Origin of the sequence: Bradyrhizobium sp. BWA-3-5 (genome assembly GCF_032917985.1) — a bacterium.
In the GTDB taxonomy this organism is placed as follows: Bacteria; Pseudomonadota; Alphaproteobacteria; order Rhizobiales; family Xanthobacteraceae; genus Bradyrhizobium.
Genome location: NZ_CP136626.1, coordinates 1,324,259 through 1,342,117, shown reverse-complemented (window position 1 = coordinate 1,342,117; position 17,859 = coordinate 1,324,259). Strand labels below are relative to the sequence as shown.

The following is a 17,859-nucleotide window of genomic DNA, read 5'->3' as shown; positions in this document are numbered from 1 at the left end:
AGCCTACGCCGCATCTCATTCAAATCCCGGCCGCGGCACCAGGTTCATCAGCATATTGGCGTAGCCGCCGTCGACCATGACCTCCTCGCCATTGATGTAGGACGCGCGGTCGCTGGCGAGGAACAGGATCGCATCGGCCATATCCTGGGGCATGCCGACCCGCCGCAGCGGCACCACGGCGGAGCGCCGCTCGGTCACCCCCGGCGTATCGTAGAAGGCCTGGCTCATCGGCGTGATCACCATGCCCGGGCTGACGACATTGCTGCGAATGCCGTGCGGCCCCCACTCGTTGGCAAGCTGCCGCGACAGCATGATCACGCCGGCCTTGCTGACGCTGTAGGCGCCACTCTGTCCCTGCGCGTTGCTGCCGGCGATCGAGGCCACGTGGATCAGGCTGCCGCGGCCGAGCTTGCGCATCTGCTGGCCGAACGCCTGCGCGCAAAGGAAATAGCCGGTCAGGTTGACGGCAAGAACCGCGTTCCATTCGGCAAGCGTCAGGGTGTCGAGCGCGCCGGGACGCAGGATGGCCGCGGTGTTGACCAGCACCCCGCATGCTCCCAGCGATTTCTCGATGGTTTCGGCCGCGGTGGTGACGCTTGCAACATCGGTCGTATCGCAGCGTGCGACGACATGGCCGGCGCCGAGCTTGGAGAGTTCGGCGCGCGTAGCCTCGAGGCCACGTTCATCGAGATCGATAGCGGCGACGCGGGCGCCGGCTTGGGCAAGACTGAGGGCGGTTGATCGGCCGATGCCGCCGCCCCCACCCGTCACGACGCAAACGCGGCCCGACAGGCCGAGCCAATCGGAAGAGTCTTGTTCGGTTTTGGCCATTGCTGACTCCCTCCCTGCATCCGTCATGGCGAGGAGCCAACGGGTCGCGCGAATGCGCGCCCGATGACAGGCTCCGCGACGAAGCAATCCACACTTCTCTTGGTCGCGAGATGGATTGCTTCGCTTCGCTCGCAATGACGGGATCCGCTATCCCTTATCTACCCCACGATCCCCGCCGCCACCTGTCCGCGAAGCCGTTCCAGGCTGTGCAGCGTATTGGCGCAGGCTTCCGCCACCTCGATTCCCTTGATGACGAAATGCTTGCGGAAGAAATCGTGGTGCACGGCGCTGTCATGGAATTGCTGCGGCGTCAGCACGGCAGAAAATACCGGCACCTCCGTTCGCAATTGCACGTCCATCAACGCCTTGATCACGGTGTCGGCGACGAATTCGTGGCGGTAGATGCCGCCATCGACCACGAGGCCAGCGGCCACGATCGCGGTATAGCGCCTTGTCTTGGCGAGCAGCTGCGCATGCAGGGGGATCTCGAACGAGCCCGGCACCTCGAACAGATCGACCTGCGCCCGCGTGATGTGGCGCGCCTCGATCTCCTCGAGGAAGGCGATGCGGCATTCCTCGACCACATCACGGTGCCAGGACGACTGCACGAAGGCGATGCGCTGCGGCTTGACGAAGCGCGGATGAACCGGCGCCGGCGGACGCTCGGGCACGTCAGGGGCGCCACTGGTTTCGGCCGTCTGGGGCTGGGATTGGACTTCAGGTTCTAGCAACGTCTGATTCATGGCTTTCCTCTTTCAGGACCAGAATCAGGGCATACGGAACGACGTCGGCCCGCGCACAAACGTGCGAAGACCACCGCAAACCGTTCTCTTTCATCCGGACTGTGACCGTCGGCTTCGGATTCACACCGAATCTGCTGACCCTTCTGCTCGGGAGAGAAGAAGGCGCTCGCGGGCTTGGGCTACGTCGCCCTTACCGCCGGTGGGGATTTTCACCCCGCCCTGAGAACATCGGCCGCCCGGAATGGACGACCTGCCCAAGAATATGACCAAGGCCGTGGCGGCAGCAAGCGCCTTTGACATGGAGAATCGGCATGTCCCCATGCTGCCGGAACAGGGCGCAACCGATGTCGCCGCAGATGCGGTTTACGCGGGCACCTTCAGTTGGGATAAGTTTGCCGAAACAGGGGGACGCTCAGCATGAACCTTCTTCGCCGTCATTTTCTCAGGCTAACCGGCGCGCTCATCGCTGCCCCGATGATGCCACGCCTGGCGGCCGCGCTTGATTATCCGACACGGCCGACGAAGATCGTGGCCGGCTTTGCCGCCGGCGGCGGCGTCGACATCACGGCACGGCTGATCGGCCAATGGCTGGCCGACCATCTCGGGGAGCCCTTTGTGGTCGAGAACCGGACCGGCGCCGGCGGCAATATCGGCACCGAGGCCGTCGTCAACGCGGCGCCTGACGGCTACACGCTTCTGCTGGCGACGGTGCCGAATGCGGTCAATGCCTCGCTCTACGAAAAGCTCAGCTTCAACTTCGTCCGCGATATCGCACCGGTCGCCGGCGTCATTCGCGTGCCGATGGTGGTGCTGGTCCACCCTTCCGTACCGGCACAGACGCTCGCCGAATTCATCGCCTACGCCAAGGCCAACCCCGGCAAGGTGAACATGGCTTCGGCCGGCAGCGGCAGCGCGCCGCACATGGCGGGCGAGCTGTTCAAGATGATGACCGGCGTCGACATGGTGCACGTCCCCTATCGCGGCCAGGGACCGGCAATGACCGACCTGATCGGCGGCCAGGTGCAAATCCTGTTTGCCGCCGCGCCCGGCACTACCGACCACATCAAGACCGGCAAGCTGCGCGCGCTCGCGGTGACGACGGCGACGCGCATGGCTGAAATGCCTGATGTTCCGACCGTCGGCGAGGTCGTGACCGGCTATGAGGCCAGCCAGTGGTACGGCTTCGCCGCGCCGAAGAACACGCCAGCGGAAATCATTGGCAAGCTCAACCAGGAGATCAACGCGGCCATCGCCGATGCCGGCATGAAGGCGCGGCTAGCCGCGATCGGCGGCGATCCGATGCCGGGCACGCCGGCCGATTTCGGCAAGCTGATCACCGAGGAAACCGAGAAGTGGAGCAAGGTGGTCCGCGCCGGCGGCCTCAGGCCGGAGTAACGTCGCGGCGCTATGAGCAAGGCCTTGCGCTGCGGCAGGGACAGCCGCCTCACATGCCGTTCGATGCCGGCCTGAAACGTTCACCAATCCTTAAAGCCGGCGGCCTAGAGGTGGCTGTTGCCCAGTTCGGATCGCCCGGGCGACGCATAGGGAGCCAGCGTGACACAGGCCGCTGACGTTGCCGGCACGGATACGGGAAGGCTTGGGAATCGAACCTGGCCAACGCCCCTGCTTCGCACCAGCGTTCTGGTGCCGATCGCCATTGCACTCGGCTCGCTGCTGGCCGGCGCGGTCTATACCTGGTTCGCCGGCGAGGACGTCAACTGGGATTGGCAGAACTACCACGAGTACAATGTCTGGGCCGTCATCACCGGCCGCTATGGCATCGACACCCTGCCCGCCGGCTTCCAGACCTATTTCAATCCGACGGTCTATTTTCCGATCTACTACCTGCGCCACCTGCTGCCGATGCCCTACGGGCTGATGATCATCGGCGCGGTGCACGGGCTCAACCTGCTGCTGATCTATTTCCTGATCCGCGTGCTGCTGCGCCAAGCGGCGACGGCGACCGCGATCGGCGCATCGATTCTGATCGCCGCGGTCGGGCCGATGACGCTGTCGGAAGTCGGCACCAGCTTCTCCGATATCCTCACCGCGCTGCCGATCGTTGCAGGCTGCATCCTGATCGTGTCGGCGGATGAAAAGCATCACGGACGTTATGTGCTTGCCGGGCTTTTGATCGGCGCCGCCGTCGGGCTGAAGCTGACCAATGTGGTCTACGCGCTCGGCGCCGCCGCCGCCGTGCTCGCCGCCAGCCGGCCGTTGCTGGCAATGCTATGTCTTGGCCTCGGCGGCGCGGCCGGCGCTGTCGTGACCGGCGGCGCGTGGAGCGTGATGCTCTGGCGCGAGATGGGCAATCCGATCTTTCCGCTGTTCAACGCGGTGTTCCAGTCGCCCGAACTGGTCCCGATCAACATCATGGACTGGCAGTTCATGCCGAGAGGGTTCCTCGATGCGCTCGCCTATCCTTTCTATTGGCTGGTCGGCGACAACAGGAGCTCAGAATATCCATTCCGTGATGCACGGTTTGCGGTCGCTACCCTGCTGCTGCTGTTCGGTGCCGGCAGGTCTCTGCTCCTCCGCGTGAAGATCTTCACGCAACGCGATATCCAGTTCCTGCTGTTCTGCGTCGTGTCCTATGCCGCATGGCTCGCGGTGTTTTCGATTCAGCGCTACGCGATCGTGCTCGAGCTATTGTGCGCGCCGCTGATCGTGCTGTTGATCGCCCGCTACCTGGCAGGGTGGCCGGCATCGGGCGCATCGTCGCTGCGCGTGAATGGCGTCATGGCGGCGACGGCGGTGCTGATCGCATTGTGGTCGCAGCCGGGAGACTGGTTCCGCCGTCCCTGGTCCAATCCGTTCAACCCGGCCATTGCCGAACAGCTTCGCCGGCCGGCAGACTATTTCATCGTCGACAAGCCGATCGCCTATATCGCCCCACTGCTGCCGCCACAGTCGCGCTTCCATCAGATCGCCGACATTGCGCTGCCGATCAGGCCTGACGGCACGTTCGATCGCCGGATCCGTGCCGCCCTGAAATCGCCACTGCCGGGTGGCACATGGGAACTGCACATGCGGGGCAAGCCGGTTCGCGAGCAACTACTCGAGCGATATGGCCTGCGCGTCGATGCATCCAGACCATGCGTCGAAATCGAAGGCGCGCAGCTTGAAACGGCGATCGAGGCGTGCCCGCTGGCGGCGCGCGGGAATCGGGATTCGTCGGCTCGGGAACCCAAAGACGGTGCTTCCCTGAGAAATTAACGATCCATTAACTAACCATCCATTAACCTTTGTGGCGAAGCAGCCCAAGTTACGGGCGTGCCGGCCGCCGCAACGCTCGAATCCGATTCCGGTTTGTTCTCCAATTAGTAACGGTGGCGGCGATCTGCTGTGGACGACGCCGCTTTGGCCTGTGGACGGACTCAGGGGTGAGTTGCGCGGATTCCGCAAATCACATCACTTGAGCGTCGGCAGGCCTCGAGAACGAGCAGCGCTCGGGGGACTGCAGTCGGCGGCGCACCCTGAGTTCGACGCGTGCCGTGCTCCGCGTGCGTATCAACAGAATTCAAAGAACAAGGTCGAGACGGCATGTCCCTCCTCGAAGGCATTTTCGATTCCCACAACAACCCGCTCGCGGCGGTCGAAGACATAGCCGCCGAGAACAACTGGCCGTTCGAGCGCTCCGGCGAGGACGAGGTCACCATTGTCTCCAAGGGCAACTGGACCGACTACCAGCTCTCCTTCACCTGGATGCCGGGAATCGAGGCGCTGCACCTCGCCTCCGCCTTTGACATGAAGATTCCGCCGGCGCGCCGCGCTGAAGTGCAGCGGCTGATCGCCGCCATCAACGAGCAGCTATGGGTCGGCCATTTCGACATCTGGACCCATACCGGCATGATCATGTACCGGCAGGCGCTGGTGCTGCCGGGCGGACTGACCGCCTCGACTTCGCAATGCGAGGTCATGCTGGCCGGCGCCATCCATGCCTGCGAGCGCTACTACCCCGCGTTCCAATTCGTGGTCTGGGCCGGCAAGAGCGCAAGCGAGGCGATGGCCGCGGCGATGTTCGATACCGAGGGCGAGGCGTAGGCCCCGTCGTCCCGGCCAAGCGAAGCGCGAGCCGGGACCCATACGCCGCGACGGCTATTGTGTTGCGCGGTGCTTGTTGCAGATAGCTCGATCCATTAGAACCGCCTGTGGTTATGGGTCCCCGCGTTCGCGGGGACGACGTCTGTTCTTGTGGTAACACCTATGGCTCCCACCGACGCACTTCAGAACCTTCACGGCACCATTGCGCTGGCCGGCGCCGGCAAGATGGGCGGTGCCATGCTGACGGGATGGCTGGCTGGCGGCCTTGATGCAAGCCGTGTGATCGTCATCGAGCCGCAGCCGTCCGCCGAGATCACCGCGCTCGCCGCCAAAGGCATTCGTCTCAATCCCAGCGACGCGGTTACGGCGGATACGCTGGTGGTGGCGGTGAAGCCGCAGACGTTCCGCGAGGTGGGCCCGGCGCTGAAGCATCTCGTCGGACCCTCGACGCTCGTCGTTTCGATCATGGCGGGCACGCCGATCGCAGCGCTCGAAGAAATCTGCGGCGGCATGGTGGTTCGCGCCATGCCGAATACGCCGGCCGCGATCGGCCGCGGCATCACGGTGGCGGTGCCCGCAAGGAACGTCAGCGCGGCGCAACACGCCACGGCCGACGCGCTGCTGCGTGCCACCGGCCCGGTCGAATGGGTCGAGGACGAAGCATTGATGGATGCGGTAACCGCCGTGTCCGGCTCAGGCCCGGCCTATGTCTTCCTGCTCGCCGAAGAGCTCGCGCGCGCCGGCGTCGAGGCCGGCCTGCCGGCGGAACTGGCGACGAAGCTCGCGCGCGAAACCGTCGCCGGCTCCGGCGAATTGCTGCATCGCTCCGAACTTGCTGCGGCGACGCTGCGCCAGAACGTCACCTCGCCCGGCGGCACCACCGCGGCGGCGCTGGAGGTGCTGATGGCGAAAGACGGCCTGCAGCCGCTGATGATCCGCGCCATCGCCGCGGCGACGAAGCGCTCGAAGGAACTGGCGAAGTAAAACAAATCGCAGGAGGCACCGGGCAAGCCGCTACTTCCCCGCAAGCCGCTTGGTAAAACTCTCGGCATTGACGAGGCCGCGGGCATGGCGGCCATCGCCGATCTTGCGCTCACCGTCGAAGGCCTCGACCTCGAAACGGATCACGCGGCGCTCGACGGCGATCACCGTTCCCGTGACACGCACCGTCGCGCCGACCAGCGACGCGCCGAGATGGCGGATATCGACCTCGGTGCCGACCGTGATCCAGCCCGGCTGAAGATAGGGCCTGATGGCATCGCTCGAGGCCATCTCCATTTCCAGGATCATCATCGGCGTCGCATAGACCATCGGCATGCCCTGCACGAAATGCCCGACCGTGCGCTCCGCCGGTACGACCAGCGTCCGCTCGGCACTCATGCCGATCTTGATGAAATCGCGTGCGTCCATGGACTGAATCCGCAAACTCGATGTCGTCCCGGCCTCGAGCCGGGACCCATAACCACAAATCCCCGATGCTGCAGCTGCAGTTCGGCTCACCAACTAACGTTGGTGGCTCTGGGTCCCCGCCTTCGCGGGGACGACGGCAGAGAGAGGCCGCGTTATTTCTGCATCGCCTTGCGCTCGACGAAGGTCTTGCCGCCCTTCATCTTGTGGGTGAGCGGCGCCTCGTTGATCTGGATGACAACGGCTTCCGCATCGACGCCGAGATTCTTCACCAGCGCCTGGGTGATGTCGCGCATCATGCCGACTTTCTGTTCCTCGGTGCGGCCGGCGGCCATGCTGATGGTGATCTCGGGCATTCTCGTTCTCCCTTTTTGCTTTTCGTCGTGGCCAGACTTGCTCCAGCCATCTACGACCTCTTCCATCAAACAAGACGTGGATGCCCGGCACAAGGCCGGGCACGACGCCTGGAGCGAATGGCTATTCCCACTTCACGTCATGGCGCGCCAGCACCTCGCGCACCTTGGCGACGATCTCGCTCTCCGCGCAGGAGAACTGCGCCGGACGGGTTTCGCGCCATTCCTGGTTCGAGGCGATGGCGGCGGCGGCTTTCGCGCCCTCGATCAGGTCCTTGATCTGAATCTCGCCGCGCGCCTTTTCATCCGAGCCCTGGATGATCACGCACGGCGAATTGCGGCGATCGGCATATTTGAGCTGGTTGCCCATGTTCTTGGGATTGCCGAGATAGAGCTCGGCGCGGATGCTCGCGTTGCGAAGCTCTGCGACCATCTTCTGGTAGTCGGCGACACGGTCGCGGTCGAACACGGTGACCACGACGGGGCCGAAATCGGGGCGGGTGTCGAGCTTGCCGATCATGGTCAGCGCAGCCTGCAGGCGCGACACGCCGATCGAAAATCCCGTTGCCGGCACCGGCTCGCCGCGGAAGCGCGAGACGAGGCCGTCGTAACGACCACCGCCGCCGACCGAGCCGAAGCGCACGGGGCGGCCCTTTTCATCCTTGGTCTCGAGCAGGAGTTCGACCTCGTAGACCGGACCGGTGTAATATTCGAGGCCGCGCACGACGGATGGGTCGATGACAATTCGATCCGATCCGTAGCCCGATGTGGTTACCAACTTGCTGATCGCATCGAGCTCGTCACGGCCTTCCTGTCCGATCTTGCTGTCGCGCAGCCGCGCATCGAGCTGCGCGCCCTGTTCGATCGCACTCAAGACCAACGCGATGTCATCTGGCTTGAGGCCGGCGCCTTTGGTGAAGTCACCCGACTCGTCCCTGCGGCCGTCGCCGAGCAGTTGCTGCACGCCGGAAATGCCGAGCCGATCGAGCTTGTCGATCGCGCGCATCACCGTCAGCCATTGCCCGTCATCGGCAATGCCGAGCGCATCGCGCACCCCATCCAGCACCTTGCGGTTATTCACCTTCACCACATAGGCGCCGCGGGGAATGCCGAGCGCTTCCATCGTGTCTGCCGCCATCATGCACATCTCGGCGTCGGCAGCCGGCGAGGCCGAGCCCACCGTATCCGCATCGAACTGCATGAACTGGCGGAAGCGGCCGGGCCCTGGCTTCTCGTTGCGGAACACGTAGCCGAAGCGGTAGCTGCGATAGGGCTTTGGCAGGGCGTCGAAATTTTCCGCGACATAGCGCGCCAGTGGCGCGGTCAGGTCGTAGCGCAGCGAAATCCACTGCTCGTCGTCGTCCTGGAACGAGAACACGCCCTCGTTCGGCCGGTCCTGGTCGGGCAGGAATTTGCCGAGCGCGTCGGTGAACTCCATCGCGGGGGTTTCCACCGGCTCGAAGCCGTAGCGCTCATAGACCTCGCGGATTTTTTCGACCATCTGGCGCGTGGCCGCGATCGCGGCAGGCCCGCGATCTTCCAGCCCGCGCGGCAGCCGCGCCTTCAGCTTCTGGGGTTTTTTGGGTTTCTCGGCCATGATCGGCTAGGTACCAGCCGGGGCGCGGCAGGGCAACCGTGTCACGCAACGAGTTCGTCATGGCCAGGCTTGGCCCGGCCATCCACAACTCTTCTTTGCCGCCAAGACGTGGATGCCCGGGACAAGCCTGGGCATGACGAAGAAACGGCGATTATCCCTGCCTCGGCCTTACGCCGCCGCAGCTGTATCCTTCGGCTGCACTTCAGCCGTGTAGTCGGCCATCAGCTGCTCGGAGATTTTGCCAGGCGTGAACTTCCATTGCGCGATCTCGGCGACCGGGGTCACTTCGGCAGCGGTGCCGGTGATGAAGCATTCGGTGAAGCCGGCAAGCTCCTCCGGCATGATGCGGCGCTCGATCACCTCGATGCCACGACGCTGCGCGAGGTCGATCACCGTGGCGCGGGTGATGCCGGCGAGAAAGCAGTCGGCGATCGGGGTGTGGATTGTGCCGTCCTTGACGAAGAAGATGTTGGCGCCGGTGCATTCGGCAACGCGGCCCTGCCAGTCCAGCATCATCGCATCTGCATAGCCCTGACGCTCCGCCTTGTGCTTGCTGATCGTGCAGATCATGTAGAGGCCGGACGCCTTCGCCAGCGCGGGAATCGTCGCCGGATCGGGCCGCCGGTATTCGGCCATGCCCATGCGGATGCCCTTGAGCTTCTCGGCCGGGTCGAAATAGCTCGGCCAGTTCCAGGCGGCTATGGCGAGATGGATGGTGTTGGATGGCGCCGAGACGCCCATCATCTCCGAACCGCGCCAGGCGATCGGGCGCAGATAGGCGTCGGGCAGATTGTTCTTGTCGATTACGAGCTGTTTGGCCGCGTCGATCTCGGCGACCGACCAGGGAATCTCGAAATCGAGGATGTTGGCCGAAGCCTTCAGCCGCTCGGAATGTGCGGTGCTCTTGAACACCCTGCCGCCATAGGCGCGCTCGCCCTCGAACACGCAGCTCGCATAATGCAGCCCGTGGGTCAGGATGTGGACATTGGCGTCGGCCCATGGCACCAGCCTGCCGTCATACCAGATGACGCCATCGATCTTGTCGAACGAAACTCCCATGGCTTCTCTCCCGACTTGGTTGCATTGAGCCGCGCGTCAGCCTCGCGCGACTCGACGAGACGCGCGCTACCGAGCGCCTAAAGTGATCCATTGCCTGAGCGGCGGAATGAACCCGCCGGTCACATGACCTTGCGAATCCAGTCGTGCGGATCTTCCGCGCGGCCGTACTGAATGTCGACCAGCTTCTTGCGCAGCCCCATGGCGACAGGCCCGGCGACGCCGCCGCTGATCTGGAAATCGCCACTCGCCGAGCACACCTTGCCGATCGGCGAGATCACGGCCGCCGTGCCGCAGGCGAACGCCTCTTTCAGCTTTCCGCTGGCGGCATCCTTGCGCCACTGCTCGATCGTATAGGGCTCCTCGCGCACGACAGTGCCGGCATCCCTGGCCAGCGCGATGATCGAATCGCGGGTGATGCCCGGCAGGATCGTGCCGAGCGGCGGCGTCGAGAGCGAGCCATCGTCGAACACGAAGAACACGTTCATGCCGCCGAGCTCTTCGATATAGCGGCGCTCGATCGCATCGAGGAAGACGACCTGATCGCAGCCGCGCTCGATGGCCTCGGCCTGGGCGCGCAGGCTGGCGGCGTAATTGCCGCCGCATTTCACCGCGCCGGTGCCGCCGATCGCAGCGCGCGTGTAATTCTCCGATACCCAGATCGATACCGGCGCCGGTCCGCCCTTGAAATAGGAGCCGACGGGTGAAGCGATCACCGCGAAGATGTATTCGGCCGACGGTTTGACGCCGAGAAACACCTCGTTCGCGATCATGAAGGGCCGCAGGTAAAGACTGCCCTCGCCGCCCGGGATCCAGGCGCTGTCGATGCGCACCACCTGCTCGACCGCTTCGATGAACAAGGCCTCGGGCAGCGGCGCCATCGCCATGCGCTCGGCCGAATCCTTGAAGCGCCGGGCATTGGCGTCGGGCCGGAACAGATTCACGCCATTGTCGCGCTTGTAGGCCTTCAGGCCTTCGAAAATCTCCTGGGCGTAGTGCAGCACGGCGGTAGCCGGATCGAGCGCGAAATTGGCGCGGGCTTCGATACGCGCGTCATGCCAGCCTTTGCCTTGGCTATAACGGATGATGGCCATGTGATCGGTGAAGACCCGGCCGAAGCCCGGATCGGCGAGCTTTGCCGCGCGCTCCTTCTCCGGGGTCGGGTTGGCCGCAGGGCGGATTTCGAAATTCAAGCTCATTTTCTTGTTTCCCGCTGCCGAACCCGGCGCAATTTCTGGCCCCGGCAAGCCGCACCGGGCCTATTTGGCCTTCACAGGTCTGGACTTCGCCACCACCGGCCTTGCCGGCGGCTTCCCGCGCCGTCATGGCCGTCAGGACATGCTTTTGCGCGATGCTGAAGTCCAGTATGTTTGTCGAAATGCCGCTCGACAATCGCACGGTAGTTCAATTTGCCGCCGTTGCCGCCATCGTTGGCTTTTCCGGATGCCTGACACGTCACCAAGTTCGAAACGACTTAAAGTTTCGTCGTGGCTGGCAGTTTTGTAACATTGAACCCAAGATATGTCAACATGACTGACATAAATTTCTCAAGGGGCCCCACCAGCCCCGATTCGCAAGGCGGCGCAGGCACATCCCCGCGCCTGGCCGAAATGCGCTGGGACATTATCGAGCTCCTGTTTTTCGCCTATCGCGACTTTGTCGGTGACGCCGACCACGAGCTCGAAGGTTTCGGGTTCGGCCGCGCCCATCACCGGGTGATGCATTTCGTCTACCGCTATCCGGGCCTCAAGGTCGCCGATCTCCTGGACGTGCTGCGGATTACCAAGCAGTCGCTCGGGCGGGTGCTCAAGCAGCTGCTCGACGAGGGCTACATCATCCAGAAGACCGGCAATAACGACCGCCGGCAGCGCCTTCTTTATGCCACCCAGAAGGGCGAAGCGTTGGTGGCAAAGCTCGCAGGGTTGCAGACCGACCGCATCACCCGCGCGCTGCGGGACATCAACCCCGAAGGCGCCGCGGCGATTAGCCAGTTCCTGCGCGCGATGATTGATCGCGACGATCCTGACAAAGTGCTAGAGGCGATCTTCGGGACCGGCAGCAAGAAGCCAAGGGAGTAATCGTGGCGCAAGCAGCAACCATCGCGACGGCCGCGGCACGCGCGCCGCGGCAACTGGCCGACGACGCCCCGCATCTGCTCCTGGTCGACGACGACCGCCGCATCCGCGATCTGCTGTCGCGGTTTCTGTCCGGCGAAGGCTACCGCGTCACCACCGCCTCGAGCGCCAGCGACGCGCGGGCCAAGCTGCTTGGCCTGCACTTCGATCTTTTGATCCTCGACGTCATGATGCCCGGCGAGACCGGCTTCGATCTGGCGCGGTTCATCCGCACCTCCTCCTCGGTGCCGATCATCATGCTGACGGCACGCCACGAGGCCGAGGCGCGGATCGAGGGCCTGCAGATCGGCGCCGACGACTACGTCGCAAAACCGTTCGAGCCGCGCGAGCTGGTCCTGCGGATCGGCAACATCCTCAAGCGCTCGGCGCCGCCGCCGGTGGAGGCGCTGGAGCAGATCGCGTTCGGCCCCTACGTCTTTCATCTCGACCGCGGCGAGCTGCGCCAGGGCGAGGAGATCATCCACCTTACCGACCGCGAGCGCGAGATGCTGCGCATTCTCGCCGCCAGTCCCGGCGAAACCGTGCCGCGCGCGGCGCTGACCAGCGGCGGCACGGTGAACGAGCGTGCCGTCGACGTGCAGATCAACCGCCTGCGCCGCAAGATCGAGCAGGACCCCGCCAATCCGCTATTCCTGCAGGCGGTGCGCGGCATCGGCTACCGCCTGGTCGCGTCGCCCTGAGCCATTTTTCATCTTGACGCGTTTTCTTCACGCGAACCGGTGCCACTTCGCTCGAAAACGCTATAGGCAACCATGAGCACGCTCGATACCGGCCTGACATTTATCCGCAATGCCTCGCAGCGCGTCTCCAAGGCCAATGGCTGGATCGGCAACGCGTTCAAGGGCTGGATGCCGACCGGCCTCTACGCCCGTGCGCTGCTGATCATGATCGTGCCGATGGTGATGCTGCAGACGGTGGTCGCCTTCGTGTTCATGGAGCGGCACTGGAACACGGTGACAAGGCATTTGTCGGCCGCCGTGGTGCAGGATATCGCAGGCCTGATCGACATCTATAAGACTTATCCGCAGGACAAAGATCGCACGCAGCTTAAGCGCATCGCGCAGCAGCGGCTCGGGCTCGTGGTCGATTTCCTCCCGCCGGGCGACATGCCCACGCCGGGGCCAAAGCCTTTCTTCTCGCTGCTCGACCAGTCGCTCGCGGGGCAGATCAGCCGCCAGATCAGCCGTCCGTTCTGGGTCGATACCGTCGGCATGTCCAACCTAGTCGAGATCCGCATCCAGCTCGACGACGCCGTGATGCGGGTGTTCGCGCAGCGAAGCAGGGCCTACGCCTCCAATTCGGAGATATTCATCTTCTGGATGCTCGGCACGTCCTCGATCCTGCTGATCGTCGCGGTATTGTTCCTGCGCAACCAGATCAAGCCGATCCTCCGGCTGGCGGAGGCCGCCGAGAGCTTCGGCAAGGGCCGCGAGGTGCCGAATTTCCGCGCGCGCGGTGCGCGCGAGGTGCGGCAGGCGGCGCAGGCCTTCCTGGAGATGAAAGCGCGCGTCGAGCGTTCGATCGATCAGCGCACCGCGATGCTGGCCGGCGTCAGCCATGATCTACGCACCATCCTGACCCGCTTTAAGCTCGAACTCGAGTTGATCGGCGACAGCCCCGAAGTCGACGGCATGCGCAAGGATGTCGACGAGATGTCGGGCATGCTGGAGGCCTATCTCGCCTTCGCGCGCGGCGACAGCGGCGAGGTGGCGCAGCCGACCGACATGGCGATGGCGCTGGAAGAGCTGCGCAGCGACGCCGAGCGCCACGGCCATACCGCGACGGTGACGTTCCACGGCCTGCCTGTCGTGACGGTGAAGCCGGCCTCATTCAAGCGCTGCATCGCCAACCTCGTCTCCAACGCGGCGCGCTACGCCAAGACGGTCGCCATCACCGGGCATCGCGATCACCGCTATTTGACGGTGACGGTCGACGACGACGGACCGGGCATTCCCGTCAACATGCGCGAGGAAGTGTTCAAGCCGTTCCTGCGGCTCGACGACGCCCGGAATCAGGACGAGGGCGGCACCGGCCTCGGGCTCGCCATCGCCCGTGACATCGCCCGTTCGCATGGCGGCGACATCACGCTCAGCGACAGCCCGATGGGCGGATTGCGGGCGGCAGTCAGGGTGCCGGTTTAGGCACACCGCGCAGCTTGGATCTCAAGCTACTTCTTCGGGATCAGCGCCTTCAGCTTTTCCATGTCCTTGATGTTCATCTTCATGCCGCCGGGCATCATGATGTCGCCGGCTTTCTGGTCGGCCTTGCAGGCGCCAAGCCACTTGGCCTCGATCGTGGAGGTGGAATCGTGCGCGCCGACCCGGCCGCCCTCGCTATGCGAGGTCGATTTCACGGTGTAGGCGGAATTGAAGTCGCCGGTGATCTCGGCGTGCGACTTCACCGTCACCCCGGCAATGCCGCAAACGGAATCGGTGACATAGCCGGTCGCGGTCTTCTGGATGTCCTGCTTGGAACAGATGTCCTTGGCCACCGGCGACATGGCGGTGCTCATGTCCTTGTCGGTGGTCTCGTCGGTGCACTGCTGCATGGTCATCTCCGGCACCGATCCACCGCTCAGCACCTTCATTTCCCACAGGCCGGCTTTGCGTACCGGCAGCTCCACGGCAACGGCGCTCATTGGCGCCAGGGCAAGCAAAATGGCGGCCGAACCAGCCGCAACCAGGAATCGTCTCATGCGTGTGTTCCCCTGAATTCTTCAACGCTGTCGTGCGCGCGGAAGTGAACACACGCTTTGCGTGGCGAAAACATGTCCGGCCGGGGAAGGCTGGCGAAGTGCGCGTTAGTAGAGCGTGCGCAGCGGCCGCTCGGCGGCGCCATAGGGCACCCAGCGGCAGGCAAAGGAAACGTAGCCGCCGTAATTGGGCTGCACGCCGAGGAATTTCACCACCTTGCCGTAGCGGGCGCAGTGATCGACGGCGAGCTGGCGGGCATCGGCCTGCGTCGCGAGCGAATAGGCGATGATGCCGCCGGTGTCGTTGCCCTTCATCGGCGGCACCGTGTCGATATCGATCCACTGCGCCTGCGCCGGCGCGCTGGCCAGCATTCCGCCCAAGACTCCACCCATGGCAATCAGGCTCGCGGCCAGAATTCTTCGCATCGCAGACTCCATTTCGCTCGAAGCCCACCATAGTGTGCGCCGATGGCCGTGAAAAGAATGGGTTGGAGCACGGGGCAGACTTGGCCGTCAGGTGTTGCCTTGCTGCACTTGACCTTGTCAGGCCTTCGCGGCACCGTCCCGTGCGTTGGCTTTACCGGCGGATTCCCATGCGCAACCTGTTCACATCCTTGCGAGCTCTCGGCCCGATCGCGACGGCGCTCGGCCTCTTCGTCTCCGGCCATGCCGCGCAGGCCGCTAATCCGCTCGAGCTGAACTTCGGCCTATTCGGGCCGGGCTATGAGGGCCGCGTCGCCGAATGCGAGCGCGCATTGCCGACGATCGCCACCCAATTCCAGGAGAAGGAAGGCAAGTTCTGGAATTCGGCACTGGTGATCACCGGCTTCGGCCGAATCCACGAGACCGCGTTCCGGCCCTGGCAGTCCGACAACGTCCCGCGCCGTTATTGCAGCGGCGACGTGATGCTGAGCGACGGCAAGATGCGCACCGTACACTACTCGATCATCGAGGACGGTGGCTTTGCCGGCTATGGCCAGGGCGTCGAATGGTGCGTGACCGGTCTCGACCGCAACTGGGCTTACGGCCCCGGCTGCCGCGCCGCCCGGCCCTGATTTAGTTCGATTCGCCAAGGTTGAATGGCTCCCCTTTGGAGCCAGCGAGGAAATCCTAAAATTTGTTCTTGAAATGTTCCGGTTCCCTGCTAGGCTCCCGGTAGTCGAGTAGAGGGGCGCCCGATGCACCGATCCGGTATCATTTCACGGCTTCTGATTTCACTGGCGCTTGTCGTCGTCTCCATCGGGATGGCGGCCGCCCAGGACCGCCGGCAGAACACCCCGGGTGAGTTCGATTTCTATGTCCTGGCCCTATCCTGGTCGCCCTCATTCTGCGAGGCGGCGGCCGAGCGCGGCAATAGCGGGCGCTCACAGGTCCAGTGCAGCCGCCCCTATTCCTTCGTGGTCCACGGCCTCTGGCCGCAATATGAGCGCGGCTTTCCCGAATATTGCCAGCGGCCCGCGCCGCGGCTCGACCGCAATATCATGACCTCTATGCTGGACCTGATGCCGGCACCCGGCCTGATCTTCAACGAGTGGGACAAGCACGGCACCTGTTCTGGCCTTGGCGCACGCGGCTATTTCGAGAACATCCGCAAAGCGCGCGCGGCGGTAAAAATTCCCGAGGAATTCCTGCAACTATCCGAAGAGAAGACCATCGCCCCCGACGATCTCGAAGCGGCCTTCATCAAGATCAATCCGGGCCTCAGCGGTTCGGCGATTTCGGTGACGTGCTCGAGCCGCCGCCTCAGCGAGGTGCGGATCTGCCTGAGCAAGGACATGCAATTCCGCGCCTGCGATGAAATCGACCGCCGCGCCTGCCGGCGCGACGAGGTCGTGATGCCGCCGGTGCGCGGCGGTTAGCAGTCCGTTCCGCCACAGTATGGCGGCTTCCTTGCGCAGACAGCTCGTCTGCGTTCCCGGCCATCCACGCCTTTATCGTCATCTGCAAGACACGTGGATGGCCGGGATCCTCCCGATAATTCCGGCGACGCCGTTTCGGGTGGGAGCCGTCATCCTGTCCTGGCGCCGCCTCGAGGAGACGGGTTACTTTCCTCGCGCCGATGTCGTAACCCCTCCGTTATGAATTATCGACACGCCTTTCACGCCGGCGGCTTTGCCGATGTCATCAAGCACATCGTGCTGGTGCGCGTGCTTATTTACTTGCAGGACAAGCCGGCCGCATTTCGCGTCGTCGATACCCATGCCGGCGCCGGACGCTACGATCTCACCGGCGAGGAGGCGCGCCGCGGCGGCGAATGGCTGACCGGCATTGCGCGGCTGATGCAGGCGCGGTTTTCGGAAAGCGTGCTGCCGCTGGTCGGCCCCTATCTCGATATCGTCAGGGCCTTCAACGCACCGGGCAAGCTCGAGGCCTATCCCGGCTCGCCCCTGATCGCCCGGGCGCTGCTGCGGCCGCAGGACCGTCTCACCGCCTGCGAAATCGAGCCGGGCGCGCGCAAGCAACTGATCGATACACTGCGCCGCGATAGCCAGGCACGGGTGGTCGATCTCGACGGCTGGACGGCATTGCCCGCCTTCGTGCCGCCCAAGGAGCGGCGCGGCCTGGTGGTGATCGATCCCGCCTTCGAGCAAAAGGACGAATTCGAACGGCTGGAAGGCGCATTTGCCGAAGCGTATGCGAAATGGCCGACCGGCAGTTACCTGATCTGGTATCCAGTGAAGAGCCGGCGCGCCACCGACACCTTGGCCCGCGTCGTCGCGGGTGCTGCGGCGGCCAGCAGGCCAGCCGGAAAATGCCTGCGGCTCGAATTCAGCGTCGCGCCGCAGCAGGTGGGCGGCCCGCTCGCCTCTACCGGCCTCCTGATCGTCAATCCGCCGTGGACGCTGGCGGGTGAATTGAAGACAATTCTACCCGAACTCGAAAAACCGCTCGGCCAGGGCGGCGCCGGCCGGTTCAGGCTGGAGATGCCCAAGCCCTGAAGGGGCCCCCGGGGCATCGGGAAAAATACGGATGGCCGTAGGCAACTGGAACAAAACCGTAT

Annotated in this window: 20 protein-coding genes and 1 riboswitch; of the genes, 11 read left to right on the top strand and 9 right to left on the bottom strand. The window is 64.2% G+C overall.

The window, feature by feature from the left end; translation table 11 throughout:
* Positions 1 to 15: 15 nt before the first annotated feature.
* Together RX331_RS06425 and RX331_RS06420 are read right to left on the bottom strand one after the other, a co-directional pair.
* Positions 16 to 831 (bottom strand): SDR family oxidoreductase, encoded by an 816-nt coding sequence (locus RX331_RS06425; protein ID WP_317255775.1) that lies wholly within the window; start codon positions 829 to 831, stop codon positions 16 to 18.
* A 158-nt stretch (positions 832 to 989) separates the two neighbouring features.
* Positions 990 to 1,574 carry a 6,7-dimethyl-8-ribityllumazine synthase gene (locus RX331_RS06420; protein WP_317255774.1) on the bottom strand — a complete coding sequence of 195 codons (585 nt, stop codon included), beginning with the start codon at positions 1,572 to 1,574 and terminating at the stop codon, positions 990 to 992.
* Positions 1,575 to 1,652: 78 nt separating this feature from the next.
* Positions 1,653 to 1,805, bottom strand: a riboswitch (FMN riboswitch).
* 10 nt (positions 1,806 to 1,815) lie between these two features.
* Between RX331_RS06420 and RX331_RS06415 the strand changes: the two genes are divergently transcribed.
* From RX331_RS06415 to proC, 5 genes are all read left to right on the top strand, one after another.
* Positions 1,816 to 1,995, top strand: coding sequence for a hypothetical protein (locus RX331_RS06415; RefSeq protein ID WP_317255773.1), 180 nt, complete (start codon positions 1,816 to 1,818; stop codon positions 1,993 to 1,995).
* Positions 1,992 to 2,969: a tripartite tricarboxylate transporter substrate binding protein gene (locus tag RX331_RS06410; protein WP_317255772.1), complete on the top strand. Its 978-nt coding sequence runs from the start codon at positions 1,992 to 1,994 to the stop codon at positions 2,967 to 2,969. Before RX331_RS06415 ends, RX331_RS06410 begins: the two co-directional genes overlap by 4 nt.
* Before the next feature lie 159 nt (positions 2,970 to 3,128).
* Positions 3,129 to 4,790 carry a glycosyltransferase family 87 protein gene (locus RX331_RS06405; RefSeq protein ID WP_317255771.1) on the top strand — a complete coding sequence of 554 codons (1,662 nt, stop codon included), beginning with the start codon at positions 3,129 to 3,131 and terminating at the stop codon, positions 4,788 to 4,790.
* 327 nt (positions 4,791 to 5,117) lie between these two features.
* Positions 5,118 to 5,618, top strand: coding sequence for a YbjN domain-containing protein (locus RX331_RS06400; RefSeq protein ID WP_283032329.1), 501 nt, complete (start codon positions 5,118 to 5,120; stop codon positions 5,616 to 5,618).
* 162 nt (positions 5,619 to 5,780) lie between these two features.
* The gene (gene proC / locus RX331_RS06395; RefSeq protein ID WP_317255770.1) at positions 5,781 to 6,602 is read left to right on the top strand and encodes a pyrroline-5-carboxylate reductase; all 822 of its coding nucleotides are present in this window, start codon (positions 5,781 to 5,783) and stop codon (positions 6,600 to 6,602) included.
* A gap of 30 nt (positions 6,603 to 6,632) precedes the next feature.
* Here proC and RX331_RS06390 read toward each other — a convergent pair whose 3' ends face one another.
* From RX331_RS06390 to RX331_RS06370, 5 genes are all read right to left on the bottom strand, one after another.
* Positions 6,633 to 7,028 (bottom strand): thioesterase family protein, encoded by a 396-nt coding sequence (locus RX331_RS06390; RefSeq protein WP_317255769.1) that lies wholly within the window; start codon positions 7,026 to 7,028, stop codon positions 6,633 to 6,635.
* 152 nt (positions 7,029 to 7,180) lie between these two features.
* Positions 7,181 to 7,381 carry a tautomerase family protein gene (locus RX331_RS06385; RefSeq protein ID WP_057842245.1) on the bottom strand — a complete coding sequence of 67 codons (201 nt, stop codon included), beginning with the start codon at positions 7,379 to 7,381 and terminating at the stop codon, positions 7,181 to 7,183.
* Positions 7,382 to 7,502: 121 nt separating this feature from the next.
* A complete protein-coding gene (gene hisS / locus RX331_RS06380) occupies positions 7,503 to 8,975 on the bottom strand; it encodes a histidine--tRNA ligase (RefSeq protein WP_317255768.1) in 1,473 nt (490 codons plus the stop codon).
* Between the two features lie 168 nt (positions 8,976 to 9,143).
* Positions 9,144 to 10,034, bottom strand: coding sequence for a branched-chain amino acid aminotransferase (locus tag RX331_RS06375; protein WP_317255767.1), 891 nt, complete (start codon positions 10,032 to 10,034; stop codon positions 9,144 to 9,146).
* A gap of 119 nt (positions 10,035 to 10,153) precedes the next feature.
* Positions 10,154 to 11,230: a branched-chain amino acid aminotransferase gene (locus RX331_RS06370; protein WP_317255766.1), complete on the bottom strand. Its 1,077-nt coding sequence runs from the start codon at positions 11,228 to 11,230 to the stop codon at positions 10,154 to 10,156.
* A 330-nt stretch (positions 11,231 to 11,560) separates the two neighbouring features.
* Here RX331_RS06370 and RX331_RS06365 point away from each other — a divergent pair, with 330 nt between their 5' ends.
* The 3 genes from RX331_RS06365 (at position 11,561) to RX331_RS06355 (ending at position 14,307) form a co-directional block, all read left to right on the top strand.
* A complete protein-coding gene (locus RX331_RS06365; RefSeq protein ID WP_410708135.1) occupies positions 11,561 to 12,109 on the top strand; it encodes a MarR family winged helix-turn-helix transcriptional regulator in 549 nt (182 codons plus the stop codon).
* 2 nt (positions 12,110 to 12,111) lie between these two features.
* A complete protein-coding gene (locus RX331_RS06360; RefSeq protein WP_317255765.1) occupies positions 12,112 to 12,846 on the top strand; it encodes a response regulator transcription factor in 735 nt (244 codons plus the stop codon).
* Positions 12,847 to 12,918: 72 nt separating this feature from the next.
* A complete protein-coding gene (locus tag RX331_RS06355; protein ID WP_317255764.1) occupies positions 12,919 to 14,307 on the top strand; it encodes an ATP-binding protein in 1,389 nt (462 codons plus the stop codon).
* A 26-nt stretch (positions 14,308 to 14,333) separates the two neighbouring features.
* Here RX331_RS06355 and RX331_RS06350 read toward each other — a convergent pair whose 3' ends face one another.
* Together RX331_RS06350 and RX331_RS06345 are read right to left on the bottom strand one after the other, a co-directional pair.
* Positions 14,334 to 14,861 (bottom strand): DUF3617 domain-containing protein, encoded by a 528-nt coding sequence (locus RX331_RS06350; RefSeq protein ID WP_317255763.1) that lies wholly within the window; start codon positions 14,859 to 14,861, stop codon positions 14,334 to 14,336.
* A gap of 105 nt (positions 14,862 to 14,966) precedes the next feature.
* A complete protein-coding gene (locus RX331_RS06345) occupies positions 14,967 to 15,284 on the bottom strand; it encodes a hypothetical protein (protein ID WP_317255762.1) in 318 nt (105 codons plus the stop codon).
* Positions 15,285 to 15,451: 167 nt separating this feature from the next.
* On the opposite strand from RX331_RS06345, the gene RX331_RS06340 reads away from it, so the two are divergent.
* The 3 genes from RX331_RS06340 to RX331_RS06330 all read left to right on the top strand — a co-directional run bounded on the left by RX331_RS06340 (position 15,452) and on the right by RX331_RS06330 (position 17,797).
* Positions 15,452 to 15,913: a hypothetical protein gene (locus tag RX331_RS06340; protein ID WP_317255761.1), complete on the top strand. Its 462-nt coding sequence runs from the start codon at positions 15,452 to 15,454 to the stop codon at positions 15,911 to 15,913.
* Between the two features lie 123 nt (positions 15,914 to 16,036).
* Positions 16,037 to 16,717, top strand: coding sequence for a ribonuclease T2 (locus RX331_RS06335; RefSeq protein WP_317255760.1), 681 nt, complete (start codon positions 16,037 to 16,039; stop codon positions 16,715 to 16,717).
* Between the two features lie 219 nt (positions 16,718 to 16,936).
* The gene (locus RX331_RS06330) at positions 16,937 to 17,797 is read left to right on the top strand and encodes a 23S rRNA (adenine(2030)-N(6))-methyltransferase RlmJ (RefSeq protein ID WP_317255759.1); all 861 of its coding nucleotides are present in this window, start codon (positions 16,937 to 16,939) and stop codon (positions 17,795 to 17,797) included.
* Positions 17,798 to 17,859 lie beyond the last annotated feature (62 nt).